General features: G+C 72.7%; 13 protein-coding genes. 3 read left to right on the top strand and 10 right to left on the bottom strand.

Annotated elements, in window-relative coordinates:
* Positions 1–12: 12 nt before the first annotated feature.
* The 7 genes from FLX07_RS28150 to FLX07_RS28120 form a co-directional block, all read right to left on the bottom strand.
* Positions 13–1,494, bottom strand: a complete 1,482-nt coding sequence (locus FLX07_RS28150; protein WP_142574703.1) for an FAD-dependent oxidoreductase — start codon at positions 1,492–1,494, stop codon at positions 13–15.
* The gene (locus FLX07_RS28145) at positions 1,491–3,623 is read right to left on the bottom strand and encodes a molybdopterin oxidoreductase family protein (protein WP_142574702.1); all 2,133 of its coding nucleotides are present in this window, start codon (positions 3,621–3,623) and stop codon (positions 1,491–1,493) included. Before FLX07_RS28145 ends, FLX07_RS28150 begins: the two co-directional genes overlap by 4 nt.
* Positions 3,624–3,666: 43 nt before the next feature.
* On the bottom strand, positions 3,667–4,749 hold the full coding sequence (gene aroF, locus FLX07_RS28140) for a 3-deoxy-7-phosphoheptulonate synthase (RefSeq protein WP_142574701.1): 1,083 nt from the start codon (positions 4,747–4,749) through the stop codon (positions 3,667–3,669).
* Between the two features lie 217 nt (positions 4,750–4,966).
* Positions 4,967–6,652, bottom strand: a complete 1,686-nt coding sequence (locus FLX07_RS28135) for a class I adenylate-forming enzyme family protein (RefSeq protein ID WP_142574700.1) — start codon at positions 6,650–6,652, stop codon at positions 4,967–4,969.
* A gap of 5 nt (positions 6,653–6,657) precedes the next feature.
* On the bottom strand, positions 6,658–7,674 hold the full coding sequence (locus FLX07_RS28130) for a prephenate dehydrogenase/arogenate dehydrogenase family protein (RefSeq protein ID WP_142574699.1): 1,017 nt from the start codon (positions 7,672–7,674) through the stop codon (positions 6,658–6,660).
* A 2-nt stretch (positions 7,675–7,676) separates the two neighbouring features.
* Positions 7,677–9,752 carry an aminodeoxychorismate synthase component I gene (gene pabB / locus FLX07_RS28125; RefSeq protein ID WP_142574698.1) on the bottom strand — a complete coding sequence of 692 codons (2,076 nt, stop codon included), beginning with the start codon at positions 9,750–9,752 and terminating at the stop codon, positions 7,677–7,679.
* Between the two features lie 55 nt (positions 9,753–9,807).
* The gene (locus FLX07_RS28120) at positions 9,808–10,116 is read right to left on the bottom strand and encodes a chorismate mutase family protein (RefSeq protein WP_030509683.1); all 309 of its coding nucleotides are present in this window, start codon (positions 10,114–10,116) and stop codon (positions 9,808–9,810) included.
* A 341-nt stretch (positions 10,117–10,457) separates the two neighbouring features.
* On the opposite strand from FLX07_RS28120, the gene FLX07_RS28115 reads away from it, so the two are divergent.
* The gene (locus FLX07_RS28115; protein ID WP_208762424.1) at positions 10,458–11,738 is read left to right on the top strand and encodes an ATP-grasp domain-containing protein; all 1,281 of its coding nucleotides are present in this window, start codon (positions 10,458–10,460) and stop codon (positions 11,736–11,738) included.
* 79 nt (positions 11,739–11,817) lie between these two features.
* On the opposite strand, the gene FLX07_RS28110 is transcribed toward FLX07_RS28115, so the two are convergent.
* Together FLX07_RS28110 and FLX07_RS28105 are read right to left on the bottom strand one after the other, a co-directional pair.
* Positions 11,818–14,451 carry a discoidin domain-containing protein gene (locus tag FLX07_RS28110; protein WP_142574696.1) on the bottom strand — a complete coding sequence of 878 codons (2,634 nt, stop codon included), beginning with the start codon at positions 14,449–14,451 and terminating at the stop codon, positions 11,818–11,820.
* A gap of 194 nt (positions 14,452–14,645) precedes the next feature.
* Positions 14,646–15,830 (bottom strand): ROK family transcriptional regulator, encoded by a 1,185-nt coding sequence (locus FLX07_RS28105; RefSeq protein WP_142574695.1) that lies wholly within the window; start codon positions 15,828–15,830, stop codon positions 14,646–14,648.
* 197 nt (positions 15,831–16,027) lie between these two features.
* On the opposite strand from FLX07_RS28105, the gene FLX07_RS28100 reads away from it, so the two are divergent.
* Together FLX07_RS28100 and FLX07_RS28095 are read left to right on the top strand one after the other, a co-directional pair.
* Positions 16,028–16,288 (top strand): type II toxin-antitoxin system Phd/YefM family antitoxin, encoded by a 261-nt coding sequence (locus FLX07_RS28100; protein WP_142574694.1) that lies wholly within the window; start codon positions 16,028–16,030, stop codon positions 16,286–16,288.
* A complete protein-coding gene (locus FLX07_RS28095; RefSeq protein ID WP_142574693.1) occupies positions 16,273–16,680 on the top strand; it encodes a PIN domain-containing protein in 408 nt (135 codons plus the stop codon). Before FLX07_RS28100 ends, FLX07_RS28095 begins: the two co-directional genes overlap by 16 nt.
* A gap of 22 nt (positions 16,681–16,702) precedes the next feature.
* Here FLX07_RS28095 and FLX07_RS28090 read toward each other — a convergent pair whose 3' ends face one another.
* Entirely contained in the window at positions 16,703–17,782 is a 1,080-nt protein-coding gene (locus tag FLX07_RS28090; RefSeq protein ID WP_142574692.1) for a nitronate monooxygenase, read from the bottom strand.
* Between the last annotated feature and the right edge of the window lies 1 nt (position 17,783).

Below are 17,783 nucleotides of genomic sequence, written 5' to 3'. Positions count from 1 at the left end.
ATGGTCGGGGTCTCAGGAAGGGGCATGCGCCGTCCCCGCCGCCTGCGCCTTCTCCGATTGGGCGAGCCAGCGGGCGATGCCGCACACCGTGTCGGTGCAGGTGCCGCAGCCCGTGGTCGCGCGGGTCGCCGAGGCGAGGGCGGTCAGGTCACGGGCCCCGGAGCGCCACGCGGCGACCAGCGTGTCCTTGCTGACCGCGTTGCAGCGGCAGACCACGCTCGTTCCGGACAGCCCCGCCGGGTTTCCGCCGTCGGAGGCCGCGCCCTCGCCGTACGGCATGGCCCGGCCGAGCAGCAGCGCGAGCCGGTCGGGCGGCACGGGCAGGCCGCGGTCGTAGAACTGGGTGATCGCGGCGGCGGCGTCGGGCACGCCGAGCGCGATGGCCCCCGCCACCCGCTCGTCGCGGACGACGAGCTTGGCGTAGCGGCCACGGGACGGTTCGCTCAGCCACAGCACCTCGGCGCGCGGGTCGTCCGGCGCGGCGTGCACGTCGCCGAGCGCGGCCAGGTCCACCCCGCTCGCCTTGAGCCGGGTCACCACCTTCGTGCCGCGGTAGGGCGACCGGGAGCCGGTGAGCAGCGCGGCCAGCGCGGCGGCCTGCTCCCAGGCGGGCTGCACCAGCCCGGGCACCGTGCCGGGATGCCGGGCGCAGTCGCCGATCGCGTGGATGAACGGGTCGCTCGTGCGCAGGTCGTCGTCCACCAGCACGCCGCCCTCGACGTCGAGCCCGGCCACCCACGCCTGCGCGGTCTGCGGGCGCACCCCCGCCGCCACGACGACGAGGTCGGCCTCGACCAGCCGGCCGTCGTCCAGCTTCAGCCCGTCGCCGGGCAGGTAGCGGGCCGCCCGCGAGTTCAGCAGCACCCGCACGCCGAGGCCGCGCAGGACCTGGGCGAGCACCTGGCCCGCGCCGTCGTCGAGCTGGCGCTCCATCAGGTGGGCCCTCGGATGGACGACGGTGACCGCGTTGCCGCGCGCCGCCAGGCCCCTGGCCGCCTCCAGGCCGAGCAGGCCGCCGCCGAGCACGGCCACCCGCACGCCGCCGCGCGCTCCCGCCGCGATCGCGGCGCAGTCGTCCAGCGTGCGGAACGTCGCCACGCCGGGGGCGAGCTCGCCGTCGTCGCCGGTCAGCCCCTCCACGGGCGGCACCCACGCACGGGCGCCGGTGGCCAGCACGAGCACGTCGTAGCCGATCAGCGTGCCGTCGTCGAGCGTGACGCGGCGCCCGTCGCGGTCGATCGAGACGACCTCGCGGCCCCGCCGCACCTCCACGCCGTGCGCGACGGCCCAGCCCTCCTCCTGCAGCCGCACCGACTCGGCGGACATCGCGCCCGCCAGCACGTTGGACAGCAGGACCCGGTTGTACGGCGGGTGCGGCTCGTCCCCGATCGCGACGATCGCGACGCGCTCTCCCGCCGGGTCCCGGCGGCGGATCTCCTCCGCCAGCCGGGCGCCGGCCATGCCGTAGCCGGCGATCACGACCCTGGTTCTCACTGCGCCTCCCGTTCCCCCGCCGGCGACAGCCGTACGGCGCAGACCTTGAATTCGGGCATCCGGCTGACGGGATCGAGCGCCGGATTCGTCACGAGGTTGGCGCGCTGGGCGCCCGGGAAGTGGAACGGCAGGAAGACCACGTCGGGCCGCATCGACGGCACGCAGCGCACCGTCGCGAGGACCCGCCCGCGCCTGCCGACGACCGCCGCCGCCGCGCCGTCGCGCAGCCCCGCCCGCTCGGCGGTGTCCGGGTGCACCTCGACGTACGCCTCGGGCACGGCCGCGCGCAGTTCCTCCACCCGGCGGGTCTGCGCGCCCGACTGGTAGTGCTGGAGCACCCGCCCGGTGATCGCGTACAGGGGGAACTCCTCGTCCGGCGGCTCGGCCGGCCCTTTGTGGTCCACGGCGGCGAACCTGGCCCGCCCGTCGGGATGGGCGAACCGGTCCAGGAACAGCCGCGGTGTTCCCTGATGACCCGGCCGGCGGAACGCGGGCCCGGCCGGAACCGGCCAGTGGAGCCGCTCTCCGGCGCGCAGCCGGTCCCAGGTCACGCCCGAGTAGTCGGCGGGGCCGCCCTCCGACGCGGCCCTCAGCTCGGTGAAGACCGTCTCGGGGTCGGCGGGGAAGCGCTCGGGCGGCTGCCCGAGCCGTACGGCCAGGTCGTGCAGGACCTCCAGGTCGGTGCGCACCCCGGGCGGCGGGGCCAGCGCGCGGCGGCGCAGCAGCACACGTCCTTCGAGGTTGGTCAGCGTGCCGTCCTCCTCGGCCCACTGGGTGATCGGCAGCACCACGTCGGCGGCCCTGGCGGTCTCCGACAACACGATGTCGGCGACCACGAGGAGGTCGAGCGCGGCCAGCCGGTCGGCCACCCGGGCCGAGTGCGGCGCGGACACGACCGGGTTGCTGGCGAAGACCAGCAGCGCGGACGGGCCGTCCGGGGTGCCGAGCGCGTCGAGCAGTTCGAACGCCGACCGTCCCGGGCCGGGCAACGCGGACGGCTCGACCCCCCACACCCCCGCCACGTGCGCGCGGGCCGTCGGGTCGTCGATCCGCCGGTAGCCGGGCAGCTGGTCGGCCTTCTGCCCGTGCTCACGCCCGCCCTGCCCGTTGCCCTGGCCGGTCAGGCAGCCCCAGCCCGAGCCGCGGCGGCCGGGCAGGCCCAGCGCGAGCGCCAGGTTGATCCAGGCCCCGACCGTGTCCACTCCGGTGGAGTGCTGCTCGGTCCCCCGTGCGGTCAGCACGTAGGCGCTCGCGGCCTCGGCCAGGATCGCGGCGGCCCTGCGCTGGTCGGCGGCGGCGACGCCGGTCACCCGCTCCACCCGCTCGGGCCACCAGGCGGCGGCCACCCGCCAGGCCTCGTCGAACCCCGTCGTGCGGTCGCCGACGAAACCGTGGTCGAGGCGCCCGTCGGCCACGGCGGCGTGGAAGATGCCGAGCGCCAGCGCGAGGTCGGTGCCGGGAACCGGCGCGAGGTGCAGCGCCGCACGCTCGGCCGTGGGGGTGCGCCGGGGATCGACCACGATCAGCCCGCCGGCGTCCATGGCGCGGCGCAGGTGGGACAGGAACGGCGGCATGGTCTCGGCCGGGTTGGCCCCGGCGAGCAGCACCGCGTCCGCGCCCTCCAGGTCGGTCAGGGGGAACGGCAGCCCCCGGTCGAGGCCGAAGGCGCGGTGCGCCGCGGCCGCCGCCGACGACATGCAGAACCTGCCGTTGTAGTCCACCTGGGAGGTGCCGAGCGCCACCCGGGCGAACTTGCCCAGCAGATACGCCTTCTCGTTGGTGAGCCCGCCGCCGCCGAAGACCGCGACGGCGTCCGGCCCGCGATCGGCGGTGATCTCCTTGATCCTGCGGGCGACCAGGCCGACCGCCTCGTCCCAGCTCGCCGGGCGCAGGGCCCCGCCGTCGCGGACGAGCGGCGTGGTGAGCCGGGCCGGCGAGCCGAGCAGGGCCGCGGCGGCCCAGCCCTTCTGGCACAGTCCGCCCGCGGACGGGTCGCGGGGCCGCACCCGCACCGAGGCGCGGCCCGCCGGGCTGAGGGTCATGCCGCACTGCAACGCGCAGTAGGGGCAGTGAGTGTCGACGGCGCCGACAGTGGCGTCCGCCGGGCGCGTGCTCGTCGCCGCGCTCATCGCTCCACCTCCTCGACCGGCACTCGTACGCAGCCGGGCCGGTCTAGACGACGTCGGGAGTGAGGGCGTCGTGGATCTCTGAGTAGTCGGCGGCCGGGGCCGGGGCCATCCGGCGGCCGACGCCGAGCGCGAGCATCTCCAGCCGGCTCATCAGCCGGGCGAAGTCCTCGGGGAGCAGCGCCTGCTTGCCGTCGCACAGCGCCTGCTCGGGCTGGACGTGCACGTCGATCAGCAGGGCGTCCGCGCCCGCGGCCACGGCGGCCAGCGTGAGCGGCTCGATGAGCTCGGGGATGCCGAGAGAGTGGCTGGGGTCGACCATCACCGGCAGGTGGGTGCGCCGCTTGAGCAGCGCCACCGCCGACAGGTCGAGCGTGAAGCGGGTGGCCCCCTCGAACGTCCTGATCCCCCGCTCGCACAGCACGACCTGGTCGTTGCCCTCGGCGAGGAGGTACTCGGCCGCGGTGAGCAGCTCGTCGACCGTGCAGCCGAAGCCGCGCTTCAGCACGGCCGGCATGCCGCTGCGGCCCACCTCGGTCAGCAGCTCGAAGTTCTGCATGTTGCGGGTGCCGATCTGGAAGCCGTCGATGACCTCGGCCATCCGGTCGACGTGCCGGGGGTCGACCACCTCGGTGAGGATCGGCAGGCCGGTCTCCTCCCTGGCCTGCGCCAGCAGGTCCAGGCCCGCCCACTTGAGGCCCTGGAAGGAGTAGGGCGTGGTGCGCGGCTTGAACGCGCCGCCGCGCAGGCCGACCGAGCCGTGCCGGGCGACGGCCCTGGCCGTGGACATCATCTGCCCGGGGTTCTCGACCGCGCAGGGTCCGGCGAAGACGGCGATGTCCCCGTCCCCGATCACGGCGGAGCCGATGGACACGGCCGTGCCCGAGGGGAACAGCTCGCGCCGGCCGAGCCGGAAGCCGCCGCTCGCCTGTGCCGTCTGCCGGGGCCGGGGCAGGTCGGCGGGGAGGGGCAGCAGGGTGCCGGGCCCCTGCGCCACCATCACGTCCGCCCCGCCCAGCCGGTACGTCCTGGCCGTGGTGCCGGTGGAGTCGAAGTGCTGGGCCCACCCGTCGATGCCGGACGGATCGATCGTCGAGTCGAAAACCAGCAACAGCTCGGCGTCAGTCATGGGAATTCTCCACATCCGTGTGGTCGGGTCTTCGTGGTGTCGGGGCGGCGGCGGTGTCGGGGCCGGGGTCGGGGTGTGCGCCGCCGGGCCGGGTCTTGGGGGGACCTCCGGCCCGGCCCGGCGGCGCGGATCGGGTGCGGATCACCGTTGATCCGCGTGCGAATCGCCTTCGATCCGCGTGCGTGTCGCGGGAATCGGGGGCGTCGGCCGGGCGGGATCAGACGAAGACGTCCGTGAGGATCGTGCCGAGCGACTTGCCGCCGTTCTCGCGGATGTAGGTGGACAGCGAGCTGTACTTCTCCCGCAGCCGGCGCTTGAGGACCTTGCCGGTGACGCCGACCGGGAAGTCCTCGTCGCTGCGCGCGACCTCCAGCATGGTCAGTTCGGGGTGACCGGCCGCCTTCAGCTTCTCGTTCGCCTCGTTGAGCAGCTTCTGCGCGTCCGGCCTGAGCGCGCTGGACGTCACGACCGCCACCGGGACCGTGCGACCGCGGTGGATGCCCGCCACCACGGCGCAGTCGAGGACCTCGGGCAGGTCGTTGAGCAGCAGCTCCTCCATGAAGACCGAGTAGCCGGTGCCGGTCGGGGTCTCGATGGCGTCCACCGCCCGGTCGACCTGGAAGTAGTTGCCCGCCTCGTCGCGGTAGGCCATGTCGCCGGTCAGCCAGTAGCCCGACAGCTTGCTGCGGTAGGTGGTGTCGGAGTCGCTCCAGTATCCGGCGGTGATCGCCGGGCCCTTCGCGCCGAGCAGCCCGACCTCGTTGACGTCGGCGATCGTGCCGTCCCTGCGCAGCACGGCGACCTCGGCGACGCCGACCGGCTTGCCCACGCACCGGTCGTTGCGCTCGTCGGCCAGCGTGCGGACCTTCAGCAGCACGCCCCAGCCCAGCTCGGTGGTGCCGAGGCGGTCGAAGAACGCGGCCGGCGGCATCGAGGGGTCACGCTTGGCCAGGATTCCCTTGATGTGCTTCTCGTGGACCGCGTCGCCGATGGAGATCCAGACGTTGACGGAGTCGATCGCCCCGGCCGGCAGGTCCGCGCCCGCCAGCTCGGCGTACGCGTGGCCGAAGGCCATGACGGTCGTCGGGCGGTACTGCTCGACGGCCTTGGCCAGCTCGGGGCCGCTGGTGTCGAACCAGGGCACGATGGGCGTGCCGCCCAGCATGGCGTACGTCGTGTAGGCGATGCAGCCGAGGTGCGACTGGGGCAGCGCGGTCATCATCACGGCGCCCGGCTGCTCGTGGTGGTCCACGAGGCGGAAGCGCGGCCCGGCCACGCACGAGTGGTGGGTCTGGATGACCGGCTTGGGCCGCCCGGTGGTGCCGGAGGAGTGCAGGATCGAGACCGGGTCCTCGCCGACGTGGCGGAAGCGGGCCTCCTGCGGCAGCACGGCGGGCGGAGGCGCGGGCAGCTCCTCGGCCACCTGCGTCCATCTCAGGCCGGGCAGCAGGTGGAACTCCTCGCCGAGGATCTCCAGGTGGGCGAGGTCGGTGTACATGCCGACCGGGTTGGTCTGGCGGCACAGCTCGGTGGCGATGTACCGCGACGCCTTGCTGTTGACCAGCACCGCCACCGCGCCGATCTGGGACAGCGCGTAGAAGTGCAGGGAGTAGGCGAAGGAGTCCTCCAGGTAGATGGCCACGCGGTCGCGGGGCCGCACGCCCTGGCGCAGGTACCACACCGACCAGCTCTGGGCCAGCTCGTCGAGGTCCAGCAGGCTGAACTCGGTCTGCTGCTCACCCTTGGTGTTGGTGAGCGGCCGGCCCAGGTGGATGAACGGCAGCTCCGGGTGCGGGTTGGCCTCGATGGCCTTCGTCAGCAGGTTGCCGCCGCCGAGGTCCGGGTCCGCGGCGAACCTGGCGCGCTGCTCCGGCGTGAGGACGGTCTCGTGGGAGATGGTCATCGATCTCACCTTTCAGTCGTGACAGGAGATGACGTGCTCGTGGTGGGGCTGAGCTCGTACGGGGGAAGCGCGCCGAACATCTCGGCGCAGGTGTCGCGGTAGAAGTCGAGGCCGGGGCCGAGGAGGTCGCGCAGCCCGCCCAGGGCCGCCGCGAACTCCGCCTCCCCGTCCGCCCGGCCGTCGAGGAGGCCGGCGAGTGTGCGCAGGCCGTCCGCGAGGGCCTCGCGGGCGGCGGCGGCCTGCGGGTTGGCCGACTGGACGTCCCAGTAGACCTCCGGGGTGCCCGAGGCGATCCGGGCCAGCAGTGCGAGCATCGTGGCGTGCGGCGGCGGAGCGACCGCGGCCAGCTCGGCGACGCCGACGCCGAGGCGGGCCAGCGCGAGCCCGAACGACAGCACCGCCGCGTGGGTGAGCGCCTGGGTCGCCGCGGCCAGCCGGTCGTGCTCGTGCGCGCCGAGCCGTACGGCGCGGCCGCCCCAGCTTTCGACCAGCCGCAGCAGCGCCGTCGCGCGGGGACCGTCGTGGAGCACGACGGCGGCGACCGGCCGCCCCGCGAAGCCGAGCGACGGGGCGAACATCGGGTTGAGACCGGCCGCCTCGACGTCCCCGGCGTGCGCCAGGATCTCGCCGGCGACCGGGCCCTTGACCGAGAGCGTGTCGGCGAGCAGCGCGCCCGGCCGCATCGCCGCGGCCACCTGCTTCACCGCCGCCAGCGCCACCTGCTCGGGCACCGCGAGCAGGACGAGGTCGGCCCGCCCGATCTCCTCGCGGAGATCGGGTCCCATGTCCGTGATGTCGCCGCGCAGGAACCTCGCCTCGCCGGGCAGTGCCTCCCCGGGCAGTGCCTCCCCGGCGCCGGGGTCGACGACGAGCACCTCGGCGCCGGACCGCAGCAGGTGCTCGGCGAACAGGCCGCCCACGGCGCCGGCGCCGCCGACGACGACGCAGCGCCGCAGCAGGTCCGCCGCGTGGTCCGCCGTGTGGTCCGCCGTGTGGTCCGCCGTGTGGTCCCTGCGGGTCATCGTCAGGCCCCTACGGTCTGGGCCGCGGTGGCCAGCACCGCGGTGATCATGGCGCGGGACTTGACGACCGTCTCCTCGAACTCCTCCTCGGAGTCCGACAGGGCCACGATCGCGCCGCCGACTCCGAAGCTGACCCGGTTCTCGGTGGCGACCAGGGTGCGGATGATGATGCTGAGGTCGGTGGCCCCGCCCAGGGAGAACCAGCCGAGCGCGCCGGAGTAGGCGCCGCGCGGCCCCTCCTCCAGGCGGTCGATGATCTCCATCGTGCGGAGCTTGGGAGCGCCCGTCATCGACCCGCCGGGGAAGGCGGCCCGCACACAGCTCACCACCGACTCCTCCGGGCGCAGCGTGCCGCGGATCGTGGAGACGAGCTGGTGCACCGGCGCGTACGTCTCGACGTGGAAGAGCCGGGGCACGTGCACCGACCCGACCTCGCAGACCGTGTTCAGGTCGTTGCGGATCAAGTCGACGATCATGAGGTTCTCGGCGCGGTCCTTCTCCCGGCTGAGCAGGTCGTGGCGGAGCGCCTCGTCCTCCTCCGGGGTCGCGCCGCGTGGCCGGGTGCCCTTGATCGGCTTGGACTCGGCGACCCGATCGGGGCCGATCGTCAGGAACCGCTCGGGCGAGGCGCTGAGCACCGCGACGTCGGGGAAGTCGAGCAGCGCGCCGTACGGCACCGGGCTGATGCTCCGCAGGTGGCTGTAGGTCCGCAGCGGGTCGATCTCGGCCCGGACGGTGACGGCGTTGGTCAGGCAGATCTCGTAGGACTCGCCGTGGTAGATCTCCTCCAGGCACTCGCCGATCCGGCTGAGGTAACCCTGCTTGTCGTGGCGCATCTCCACCGCGTCGGCGATCGCCGGGTCGGTCATGCCGACTCCCGCGAACGCGACCGGCTCGGCCGGCCGGTGCCTCGGCAGGGAGAACAGCCGCGCCGCGGTCTCGTCCAGCCAGGCGAGCGCGCCGCCGTCGGTGTCCCCGTCCGCGTTCGTGGTCAGCGCGAGCAGGTAGCAGGCGCCCTCCACGTCGTCGAGCACGAGCATCCGGTCGGCGAACAGCAGCGCCGCGTCGGGCTCCTCGGCCTGGTGCGCGGCCTGGCCGCCCGCCTCGGCCTTGAGCTCGTAGCCCAGGTAGCCGACGTACCCGAGGTTGAAGTCGAACGGCAGGCCCTCGGGCGCCGGCACGGCGCGCTCGCGCAACTGCTCGTCCAGGTACTCGAAGAACGGCTGCTCGACCCGCTGCCGCGACCCGTCGGCCCGGCGTACGGTGACCGCGCCCTCCGCCACCCGGTAGGTGACGTACTCGGCCAGCGGACCGGAGCCGTCGCCCATGAACGAGAACCGCGACAGGCCCTCGATCACCGAGCTGCTGTCGAGCCAGAAGCCGTGCTCCTTGCCCGCGAACAGCTCACGGTAGGCGGTCTCCGCGTCCGGCAGCAGCGGCAGCCTGCGCACGTGCACCCGATAGGGCGAGCGAGTGGCGGCGGCGCGCTCCTCCCTGGCCTGGCGGTGGGCCAGCGCGAGGTCGCGGAAGTTGGCCAGCAGCTCGCGACCGTACTCGCTGCTGATCGACTCGGGGTGGAACTGGACGCCCCAGATCGGCTCGGTGCGGTGCCGGACCCCCATGACGACGCCGTCGTCGGTCCAGGCCACGGCCTCCAGCTCGTCCGGCAGGTCGGTGGCGGCCAGCGAGTGGTAGCGCACGACCGAGAACGGCGAGGGCAGGCCGGCGAAGATGTCGGCGCCGGTGTGGCGCACCTGCGAGACGCGGCCGTGCATCGGCTGCGGCGCGTGGGTGACGGTCCCGCCGAACAGGTGGCAGATGCCCTGGTGGCCTAGGCAGACGCCGAGCACGGGCAGCCCGCTCTCGCGGATGGCCCGCGCGCTCACGCCGAAGTCGCGGGCCCGCTCGGGCCGGCCGGGACCAGGGGAGATCACGACGCTGTCGAACTCGTGGATCGGCACCTGGGACCAGTCGGCGTCGTTGCGCACCACCACCGGCGGCTGCCCGTTCACCTCACCCAGGAGCTGGTAGAGGTTGTAGGTGAACGAGTCGTAATTGTCGATCAGGATCGTTCTCATTCCGGGGTTCCTCCAAGCCGTGTCGGAATAGCCGGGTGAGCCGCCGGCGCCGCGTTCACCGAGCGGCGACATCGCCGATCACCAGGTCCTCGACCCTGCAGGTCTCCGCGATGACGAGTTCGTAGAGGCGGCGCAGGAAGTCGGGGTCGATTCCGTGGTCCTGCGCGTATCGGGCGGCCCGCCGCTGCACGATGCCGATGCGGTGGGGCTGCATCATCGGGACGTTGTGCTCACGCTTGAAATGCGCGATTTCCACGCAGCACTCGATACGCCTGCGCAGCGTGTCGAGCAGCGACTCGTCGATGCGGTCCAGCGAGGCCCGCAGCGTCTCCAGACCGTCTTCTCCGGCGCCGTTGCCAGCCATGTGAACAGCCCTCCAATCGATGGTGCGCCGGTGTTCCGGCTAATTCAGGATTCGATCTGACGCACATTTCTCACAACCCCTAACACCCCCACAGCGCAGCCGGACAGTCCGGGACAACCTCGGACTTCTCGGCGGGCCGCGAGGCCACGCGGGCAAAGACGGCCCGCGACCCCGGTTGACCCCTATCGGGAAACGATGGATCCCGAATGATCGGGAAATTTGGTTGACCGTCCGAAAATGGTGGAACTAATCTCCGTTCGCGAAGTGCCTGTGAGCACGTGCGAGAAACGGCGGTGGCGAAAGTGAAACCTCGAGCATTCGTACTTACCGGATCATTCCTGGTGATCTGCCGGGCCCCTCTCTATCTGCGCGAACTGTCCCGCCGGGGGCTGCGGATCCTCGTGGTCACACCGGCCTCCTGGCGGGAGCAGGCCCTGGCCCAGATGCGCGACCCCGCGCACCCCGCCTCGGTCATCGAGGAGATCGCCTTCACCGACGGCGACGTCAACACGGACAACTCGTTCACCGCCGGCGTGATCTCCGGCGTACGGGCGTGGCGGGACCGCTACGACATCGCCGGCGTCTACGCGGTCGGCGAGACGCTGGTCGAGCCGACCGGCCTGCTCGCGGACGCCCTGGGGCTTCCCTCCCCCGGCCTGCGGGCCACCCGCGCCTGCCGCAGCAAATACCTCCAGCGGTGGTATCTGCCGGAGTTCAGCCCCGCCTCGGTGGTCGTCCCCCCGGGCGCGCGGGCGACGTTCACCGCCGCCGATGTGTCGTTCCCCGCCGTGGTCAAGCCCGCGAGCCGGCACTCCAGCTCGGGCGTGGAGACCGTGCGCGATCCGGCCGAGCTGCGCGCCCAGCTCGACGCCTACCTGCCGCACGAGACGGTGCTGGTGGAGGAGAAGGTGGCGGGCCAGGAGTTCTCCGTGGAGAGCCTGGTGCAGGACGGCCGGATCGTGTTCGCCTCGGTCACCCGCAAGGAGACGACCGAGTCGGGCGCCCGCACCTTCGTCGAGCTGTCCCACTCGGTCCCGAACGAGCTCGACGGCGTGAACGAGATCATCCTCGACGCCAACCGGCGCATGCTCGAACGGCTGGCCTTCGGATGCGGCATCGCCCACGCCGAGTGGCGCGTGGACGACACGGGCCGGGCCTACCTGATGGAGGTGGCCGCGCGCACCCCCGGCGACGGCCTGTCGATCCTCTACTCGCTCGCGACCGGCGCTCCGATGGAACCGGAGCTCATCCGCATCGCCCTCGGGGAGCCGGCGGCCTACCCCGCGCCGCGCCGGTACGCCCGGCAGGTCTACCTGGAGCACGAGCCCGGGCGGCTCGGCGACGTGACGGTGGACTGGCCGGGGATCTCACCGGTCTGGGTGGGCGAGGGCGGCCTGTGGCCCGAGGTCGCGCCCGCCGCTTCGGACGACCCGCCCACGCTGCGCGCCGTGCTCGTGCTCAAGGACCGCGGCGCCCAGCTCGGGCCGCTGTACAGCTCGGACGACCGCGCCGTGACGTTCCTCATCGACGCGCCCACCCCGGCCGAGCTGGACGAACTCGAAATGCGCGTACGGCACGCCGTGCGGATCCACACGCTCCAGCCCGCCGGCGCCCGGATGTAGGGAATGTCTGTGGACGTGCGAGGCGCGGCGGGAGGCGATGGGCCTCCCGCCGCGCCCGCCTTTCAGAGGGCGTTGACCGTCAGGGGTAGCTGACCACGTTGACGGGCACGGTGGCCGTGCCCTGGGCCGCGCCGCCCGTGTCGTTGATGACATGGGCGATCGTGCCGACGCCGCCCAGCGACACCGTGAGCAGGTCGTGGAACTTCACGCCCGACCTGTTGGGGGCCTCGAAGCCGCGCTCGGCGACGATCGAGGGGTCGGTGCTGAAGTTGCAGTAGCTGCCCATGCCCCAGGCCTCGTGGCTGGTCACGCTGTCGGCCACCTTGTAGGCGGCGTAGCCCCGGGTCGAGCCGTTCATCCAGGACGCCTGGTTGGGCGGGTCGTAGGGCAGCTCGTTCTGGAAGAAGATCGTCTTGCCGCCCTGGCCGTTCCAGATCACCTCGTACTTCCTGTAGTGCTCGACGAACAGGCCGTACGCCGTGACGTTGTCGCCGTTGACGATCAGGCCGGTGTCGGCAGGGTTGGAGTTCCAGCCCACCCCCGCGCCGTGGTCGGCCCGCCACGCCCAGATGTGGTCGATGATCGTGTTGTCGCTGTTCACCACCAGGCTGGTCGTGGCCGAGCCGGGCCCCGCGCCGCCGATCCGGAAGAACACGTCCTGGATCGAGATGGGGTTGCCGGCGTGGCTCGCCGAGGCGCCGTCCGGGCCGACCCGCAGCAGCACCGGCGAGTTGACCGTGCCGGCGTCGAGCAGCAGACCGGCGATCTTCACGCCGTCGACGTCCGCGACGTTCATCGCGACGACCCCGTTGTCCGGGATCAGCGTGGCGTAGCCGAGCCCGAGGACCACCGTGTCCGCCCGGGTCACGTTGAGCGTCTGGTTGAGGTGATAGATGCCGGGCGTGAACAGCAGGTTGAGTCCCTGGCTCAGCGCCTGGTTGAGCGTGGCGGCGCTGTCGGACGGCTTGGCGACGTAGAACTGCGTCAGCGGGATCGACGTGCCGGGGGTCGCGCCGTTCGCCCAGCTCACGCCGCTGGAGTTGGTCCGCAGCGAGGGGACGAAGACGCGGTAGGCGCCGCCCGAGTCCACGTACAGGTACGGCTTCTCCCGGGTGACCGGGCTGGTCGCGAGCGTCGTGTACGGCGGGTTCGGGAAGCTCTGCGCCGGGGCGCCGACGACGCCGGAGAACACCATGTTCCACACGGCGTTGGTCCAGCCGCCGATGGTGCTGTCGCGGGTGAACCACTGCTGCTGGGAGTACGGGCCGACCGTGCCGTCGATCTTGCTGTCGGCGATGTAGCCGCCGCTGGCCCAGCCGTACCCGTTGGGCGCGAGGTTCAGCCCGCCGCGGACGTGGATCCGCCGGAACGGCGCGGCCTGGGCCACCGCCCACCTGTCGGTGCCGTTGACGGGGACGACGGCCAGGTTCTCCGCCGACCGCCAGAAGTTCTGGGTGGCGTTGCCGTTGAACCACCCGGCGTCGACGGTGATGTCACCGTTGATCGTCACGTTGTCCGGCGACTGGCCGAGACCGGCGATCGAGGTGTAGAAGCCGATCTGGGCGTTGAGGCCGCTGTAGGTGCCCGGCTTGAACAGCAGCGCGTACCGCTGGCTGCCGAACTGGTTCGACTCCTGCTGGTTGAAGACGGTGTCGATCGTGCTCTGGATGCTCGCGCTCGACATCGAGGGGTCGAAGACCCTCACGTTGGGCCCGAGGTCGCCGCCGCCCGGGAGATCCGAGCCGCCGCCGTCGCCGCCTCCGGTGGTGTTGACGGCGAACTCCCACAGCGAGTAGCCGTACGCCGTGGCGCGGGTGAGCCCGTACATCCGGACGTACCGGCCGGTCGCCGACACGTCGAGCGACTGCGTCCCGCTCACGCCGTTCACCGTGGCGGTCGCGTCCGACCACGACGAACCGTCCGGCGACACCTGCATCTTGAACGTCTGCGCGCGGGCGGTCTCCCAGCTCAGGACCACCTTGCAGATCTGCTGGGAGCTGCCCAGATCCACCTGGATCCACTGCGGGTCACTGAACGCGCTCGACCACCGGGTGCCGGTGTTGCCGTCGAACGCGGCCGACGCCGGCGACGCGCCGTTCTCGGCCGAGGAGGCCGACGACGGCCTGCCCTGCGCGACGTTCGCGGTGCCACAGGTGGTCCCGCCGCCGGAGGCGACGTTGACGGCGAACTCCCACAGTGAGTAGCCGTACGCCGTGGCGCGGGTCAGGCCGTACATCCGGACGTACCGGCCGGTGGCCGACACGTCGAGCGACTGCGTCCCGCTCACGCCGTTCACCGTGGCGGTCGCGTCCGACCACGACGAACCGTCCGGCGACACCTGGATCTTGAACGTCTGCGCGCGGGCGGTCTCCCAGCTCAGGACCACCTTGCAGATCTGCTGGGAGCTGCCCAGATCCACCTGGATCCACTGCGGGTCACTGAACGCGCTCGACCACCGGGTGCCGGTGTTGCCGTCGAACGCGGCCGACGCCGGCGACGCGCCGTTCTCGGCCGAGGAGGCCGACGACGGCCTGCCCTGCGCGACGTTGGTCGTGCCGCAGGCCGCCGCCGCGGCGCTGTAGGTGGCGGGAACGACGCCGGTCACGGCCGCGAAGGTCGACAGTGCGACGAGCCCGGCGGCGACCAGGCCGGATCGGCTGCGCCGCCTGCGCGGTCGTCCGGGTGCGGGGTGAGGCGGGGAGGAGAAAGGCATGCATGTCTCCTTGGCGCGGAGCCCCTCGGGCGAGGGTTCGGGGGATGAGAGAGGTCCAGCGGCATGAGCGTCCGTCGCCGCTCCGCTTATGTCAAGACTTATTTCACCCTCAGAATTATGTGACCGTCGCGCCTCACCTCGTACGCGGCGCCGTCCCGGGCGCTTCGGCGTGCTTTCCGTGCGGCGGTGCCGCGTCAGCCGGCGGCGGTGATCCTGGCGACCTGGGGCGCGTTCAGGAACTCCTCCAGGACGAGCGTGGCCGCCCCCAGCGCCACCGCGTCGGGGCCGAGGCGGCCCAGGACGATCGACGTCGCGGCGTACGGCTCGGCCAGCGAGTTGGCCGCGGTGGCGCGGCGGATGCCGGGCAGCAGGCTCTCGCCGAGCCGCACCCCCACCCAGCCGCCGATCACGATCTTCTCGGGGTTGATCAGGTTGACCAGGTTGGCCAGGCCGACGCCCAGGTAGGTGACGGTCTCCTCGACCACGGGGGACTCCGACGCCAGCACGCCCGCGAGGTCCTCCTCCCAGTCGCCCTGCGAGGTGACGCCCGCCCGGTCGAGGATGGCCTCGATCCCGACGTACGCCTCCAGGCACCCGCGTCCGCCGCAGCGGCAGGGCCGCCCGTTCGCCACGATCTTCGTGTGGCCCCACTCGCCAGCGCTGCTGCTGACCCCGCGGAACGTGGTGCCGTCGGCCACGATGGTCGCGCCCACACCGACGCCGAGCAGCACGATGACCGCTTCCGAGGCGCCCCGGCCCGAGCCGAACCACAGCTCGGCCTGGCCCATCGTCTTGGCGCCGTTGTCCACGTACAGCGGGAGCGAGGTCCCGCGCCGCAGGAGCGCTCCAAGGGGCACGCCGTCCCAGCCGAAGGTCTTGGCGTGGATGACGCCGTCGGCGCCCGGCTCGACGATGCCGGGAACCCCCACGCCGATGCCGAGCACCTGCTCGGGAGCGACGCCCGCGTCCGACAGCACGACCTCGACGCCCGAAAGGATGTGCCGGGCGACCAGCTCGGGATCGTGGCGGGCCGGCCGCAGCATGTAGTCCACCTTGGCCCGCTCGGTCATCTCCAGGTCGAACAACCCGACCCGGACGTGCGTCTCGGCCACGTCGACGCCCACCGCGAAGCCGTACTCGGGGTTGACGCGCAGCAGCACGCGGGGCCGGCCGCCGTCGGACTCCACCTGGCCCGCCTCGACGACGATGTTCTCGCCCAGCAGGTCGGCGGTCATCGTGCTGACCGTGGCGGCGCTCAGGCCGGTGCGCGCGGTGAGGTCGTTGCGGCTGGTCGGGCCGGAGAAGTACAGCGCGCGCAGCAACACGGCCCGGTTTCCTCGGCGGATGTCCCGTACCGTCCTGCGCTGAGGCCTTGCCATGACCCACCCTCCCCGTCGCGACACGGTCATCTTAGTTCAGAGGCGAAAACAAGCACCCGCGCCCTCTGTCGGCCTCATCACCATGGCATCTCAGGGTTTCCCGCCCATGACGCCGCCGTGTCGTCCCCCCCTTCTTCCAGGCCCTGAACCAACGTCGGCTCGCCGCGTCCCCAGAGAGGGTCTGATAATCTGATTTCATGAAGGTGATGACCGCCACCGAGGCCTCGCGCAACTTCGCAGCCGTGCTGGACGAGGCCGAGCACGGGGAGACGATCGTCGTGACCCGCGGAGGCAGGCGGATCGCGGTCATCGGTCCCGCTCCCGTCGCGCCGGGGCGCATGGTGAAGGCGTTTCTGGCCAGAAGCGCCGGCACCCTCGACGCGGAGTTCGAGGCCGACGTCACCGCGGCCAGGGAAAGCGTCCGCGACGAGATGAGGACCACGTGGCCCGACGCCTGATTCTCGACACCGGCGTTCTTATTGCCGCGGAGCGGGGCAAAGCCGAGGTGGATTCCGTCATCGGCGACGCCGACGACGTGGCTGTCGCAGCCATCACCATCGCCGAGTTGCTCGTCGGCGTCGAACTGGCCGATCCGGTCCGGCGTCCGGCCCGGCAGGCGTTCGTGGACCAAGTCCTCGCGCTGATTCCCGTCGAGGAATACACGACCGACATCGCCAGAGTTCATGCGCGTCTGATGGCATACGTGCGGCGCGAGGGCAAGACGCGCGGCGCCTACGACCTGCTCATCGCGGCGACGGCGGCGGCGACCGCCCGGACCGTGGTGACGATGGACTCGTCCGCGGCCTTCGACGATCTGCCGGGCGTGCGGGCGCAGGTCGTTCCCCGCTGAGTGCGGGGGACGCCGGTCGCGGTCAGGCGCGGGCGGCCGCGAGCTCCTCCATGAGGACCTCGACGAGGGCGGCGGCGGGAAGGTCACGGCAGCGGCGGTATCCCCGGCCGCACCACAGGGCCATCGCCTCGGGGTCGCCGTGCTCCGCAGCCGCCCGGCGCAGTCCCTTCGTCAGGTGGTGCACCTGCGGGTAGCACGCGGGCGCCGACGCCTCGTGCTCGGCCATGAACCGATTGGCCAGGCCCCGCGCCGTACGTCCGGAGAAGGCCCGGGTGAACGCGGTGCGGGTGAACCGGGGATCGGCGAGGGCGGCCTTGTGCACGGGATGCGTCCCGCTCTCCGGGGTGCGCAGGAACGCGGTGCCGAGTTGCGCGGCGACCGCGCCCGCGGCGAGGACGGCGGCCACGTCCGCGCCGTCCATGATCCCCCCGGCGGCCACGAGCGGCACGTCGGTCGCCTCCCGCACGAGGGCCACCAGCTCCGGCAGATCGTCGGGAGCCTCCCATGTGGGCGGCCAGGAGGGCGGCGGGGGCAGGAAGGCCGCCTGGTGCCCGCCCGCTCCGGAGCTCTGGACGATCACGGCGTCGGCGCCGGACTCGGCCGCCGCGACCGCCTCCCACGGGGTGTTCACCATGACCATGATCACGCTCCCGGCGTCGTGGAGGCGGGCCGTCACCTCGGGCGGCGGGCAGCCGAAGGTGAAACCCGCCACCGGCACCCGTTCGTCCACCAGCAGGCCGATCTTGGCGTCCCACTCGTCGTCGTCCCAGGCGGGGGCCTCCGGCAGCGTCACGCCGTACCGCTCGGCCTCGGGGGCGAGCTCCTCGCGGTAGCGGGCCAGCGCCGCGTCGTCACCCGGCTCCCGCCGCGCGGCCGCGAAATCGGGGACGAAGACGTTCACACCGAACGGCCGGTCCGTCCGCTCGCGCACCGCCGCGATCTCCCGGCGCACGTCCTGCGCCGTGCGGTAGCCCGCCGCGAGGAACCCGAGGCCGCCCGCCCGGGACACCGCCGCCGCGAGGGCCGGGGTGGCTCCGCCGCCCGCCATGGGCGCCTGGATGATCGGGTTCGACGGCCCGAAGGGAAGGACGCGACCGGTCATG

The organism is Microbispora bryophytorum, assembly GCF_006874465.1.
GTDB classification, from domain to species: Bacteria; Actinomycetota; Actinomycetes; order Streptosporangiales; family Streptosporangiaceae; genus Microbispora; species Microbispora bryophytorum.
Note: the sequence above shows the minus strand (reverse complement) of the source record. Positions and strands in the feature narration are given on the sequence as shown.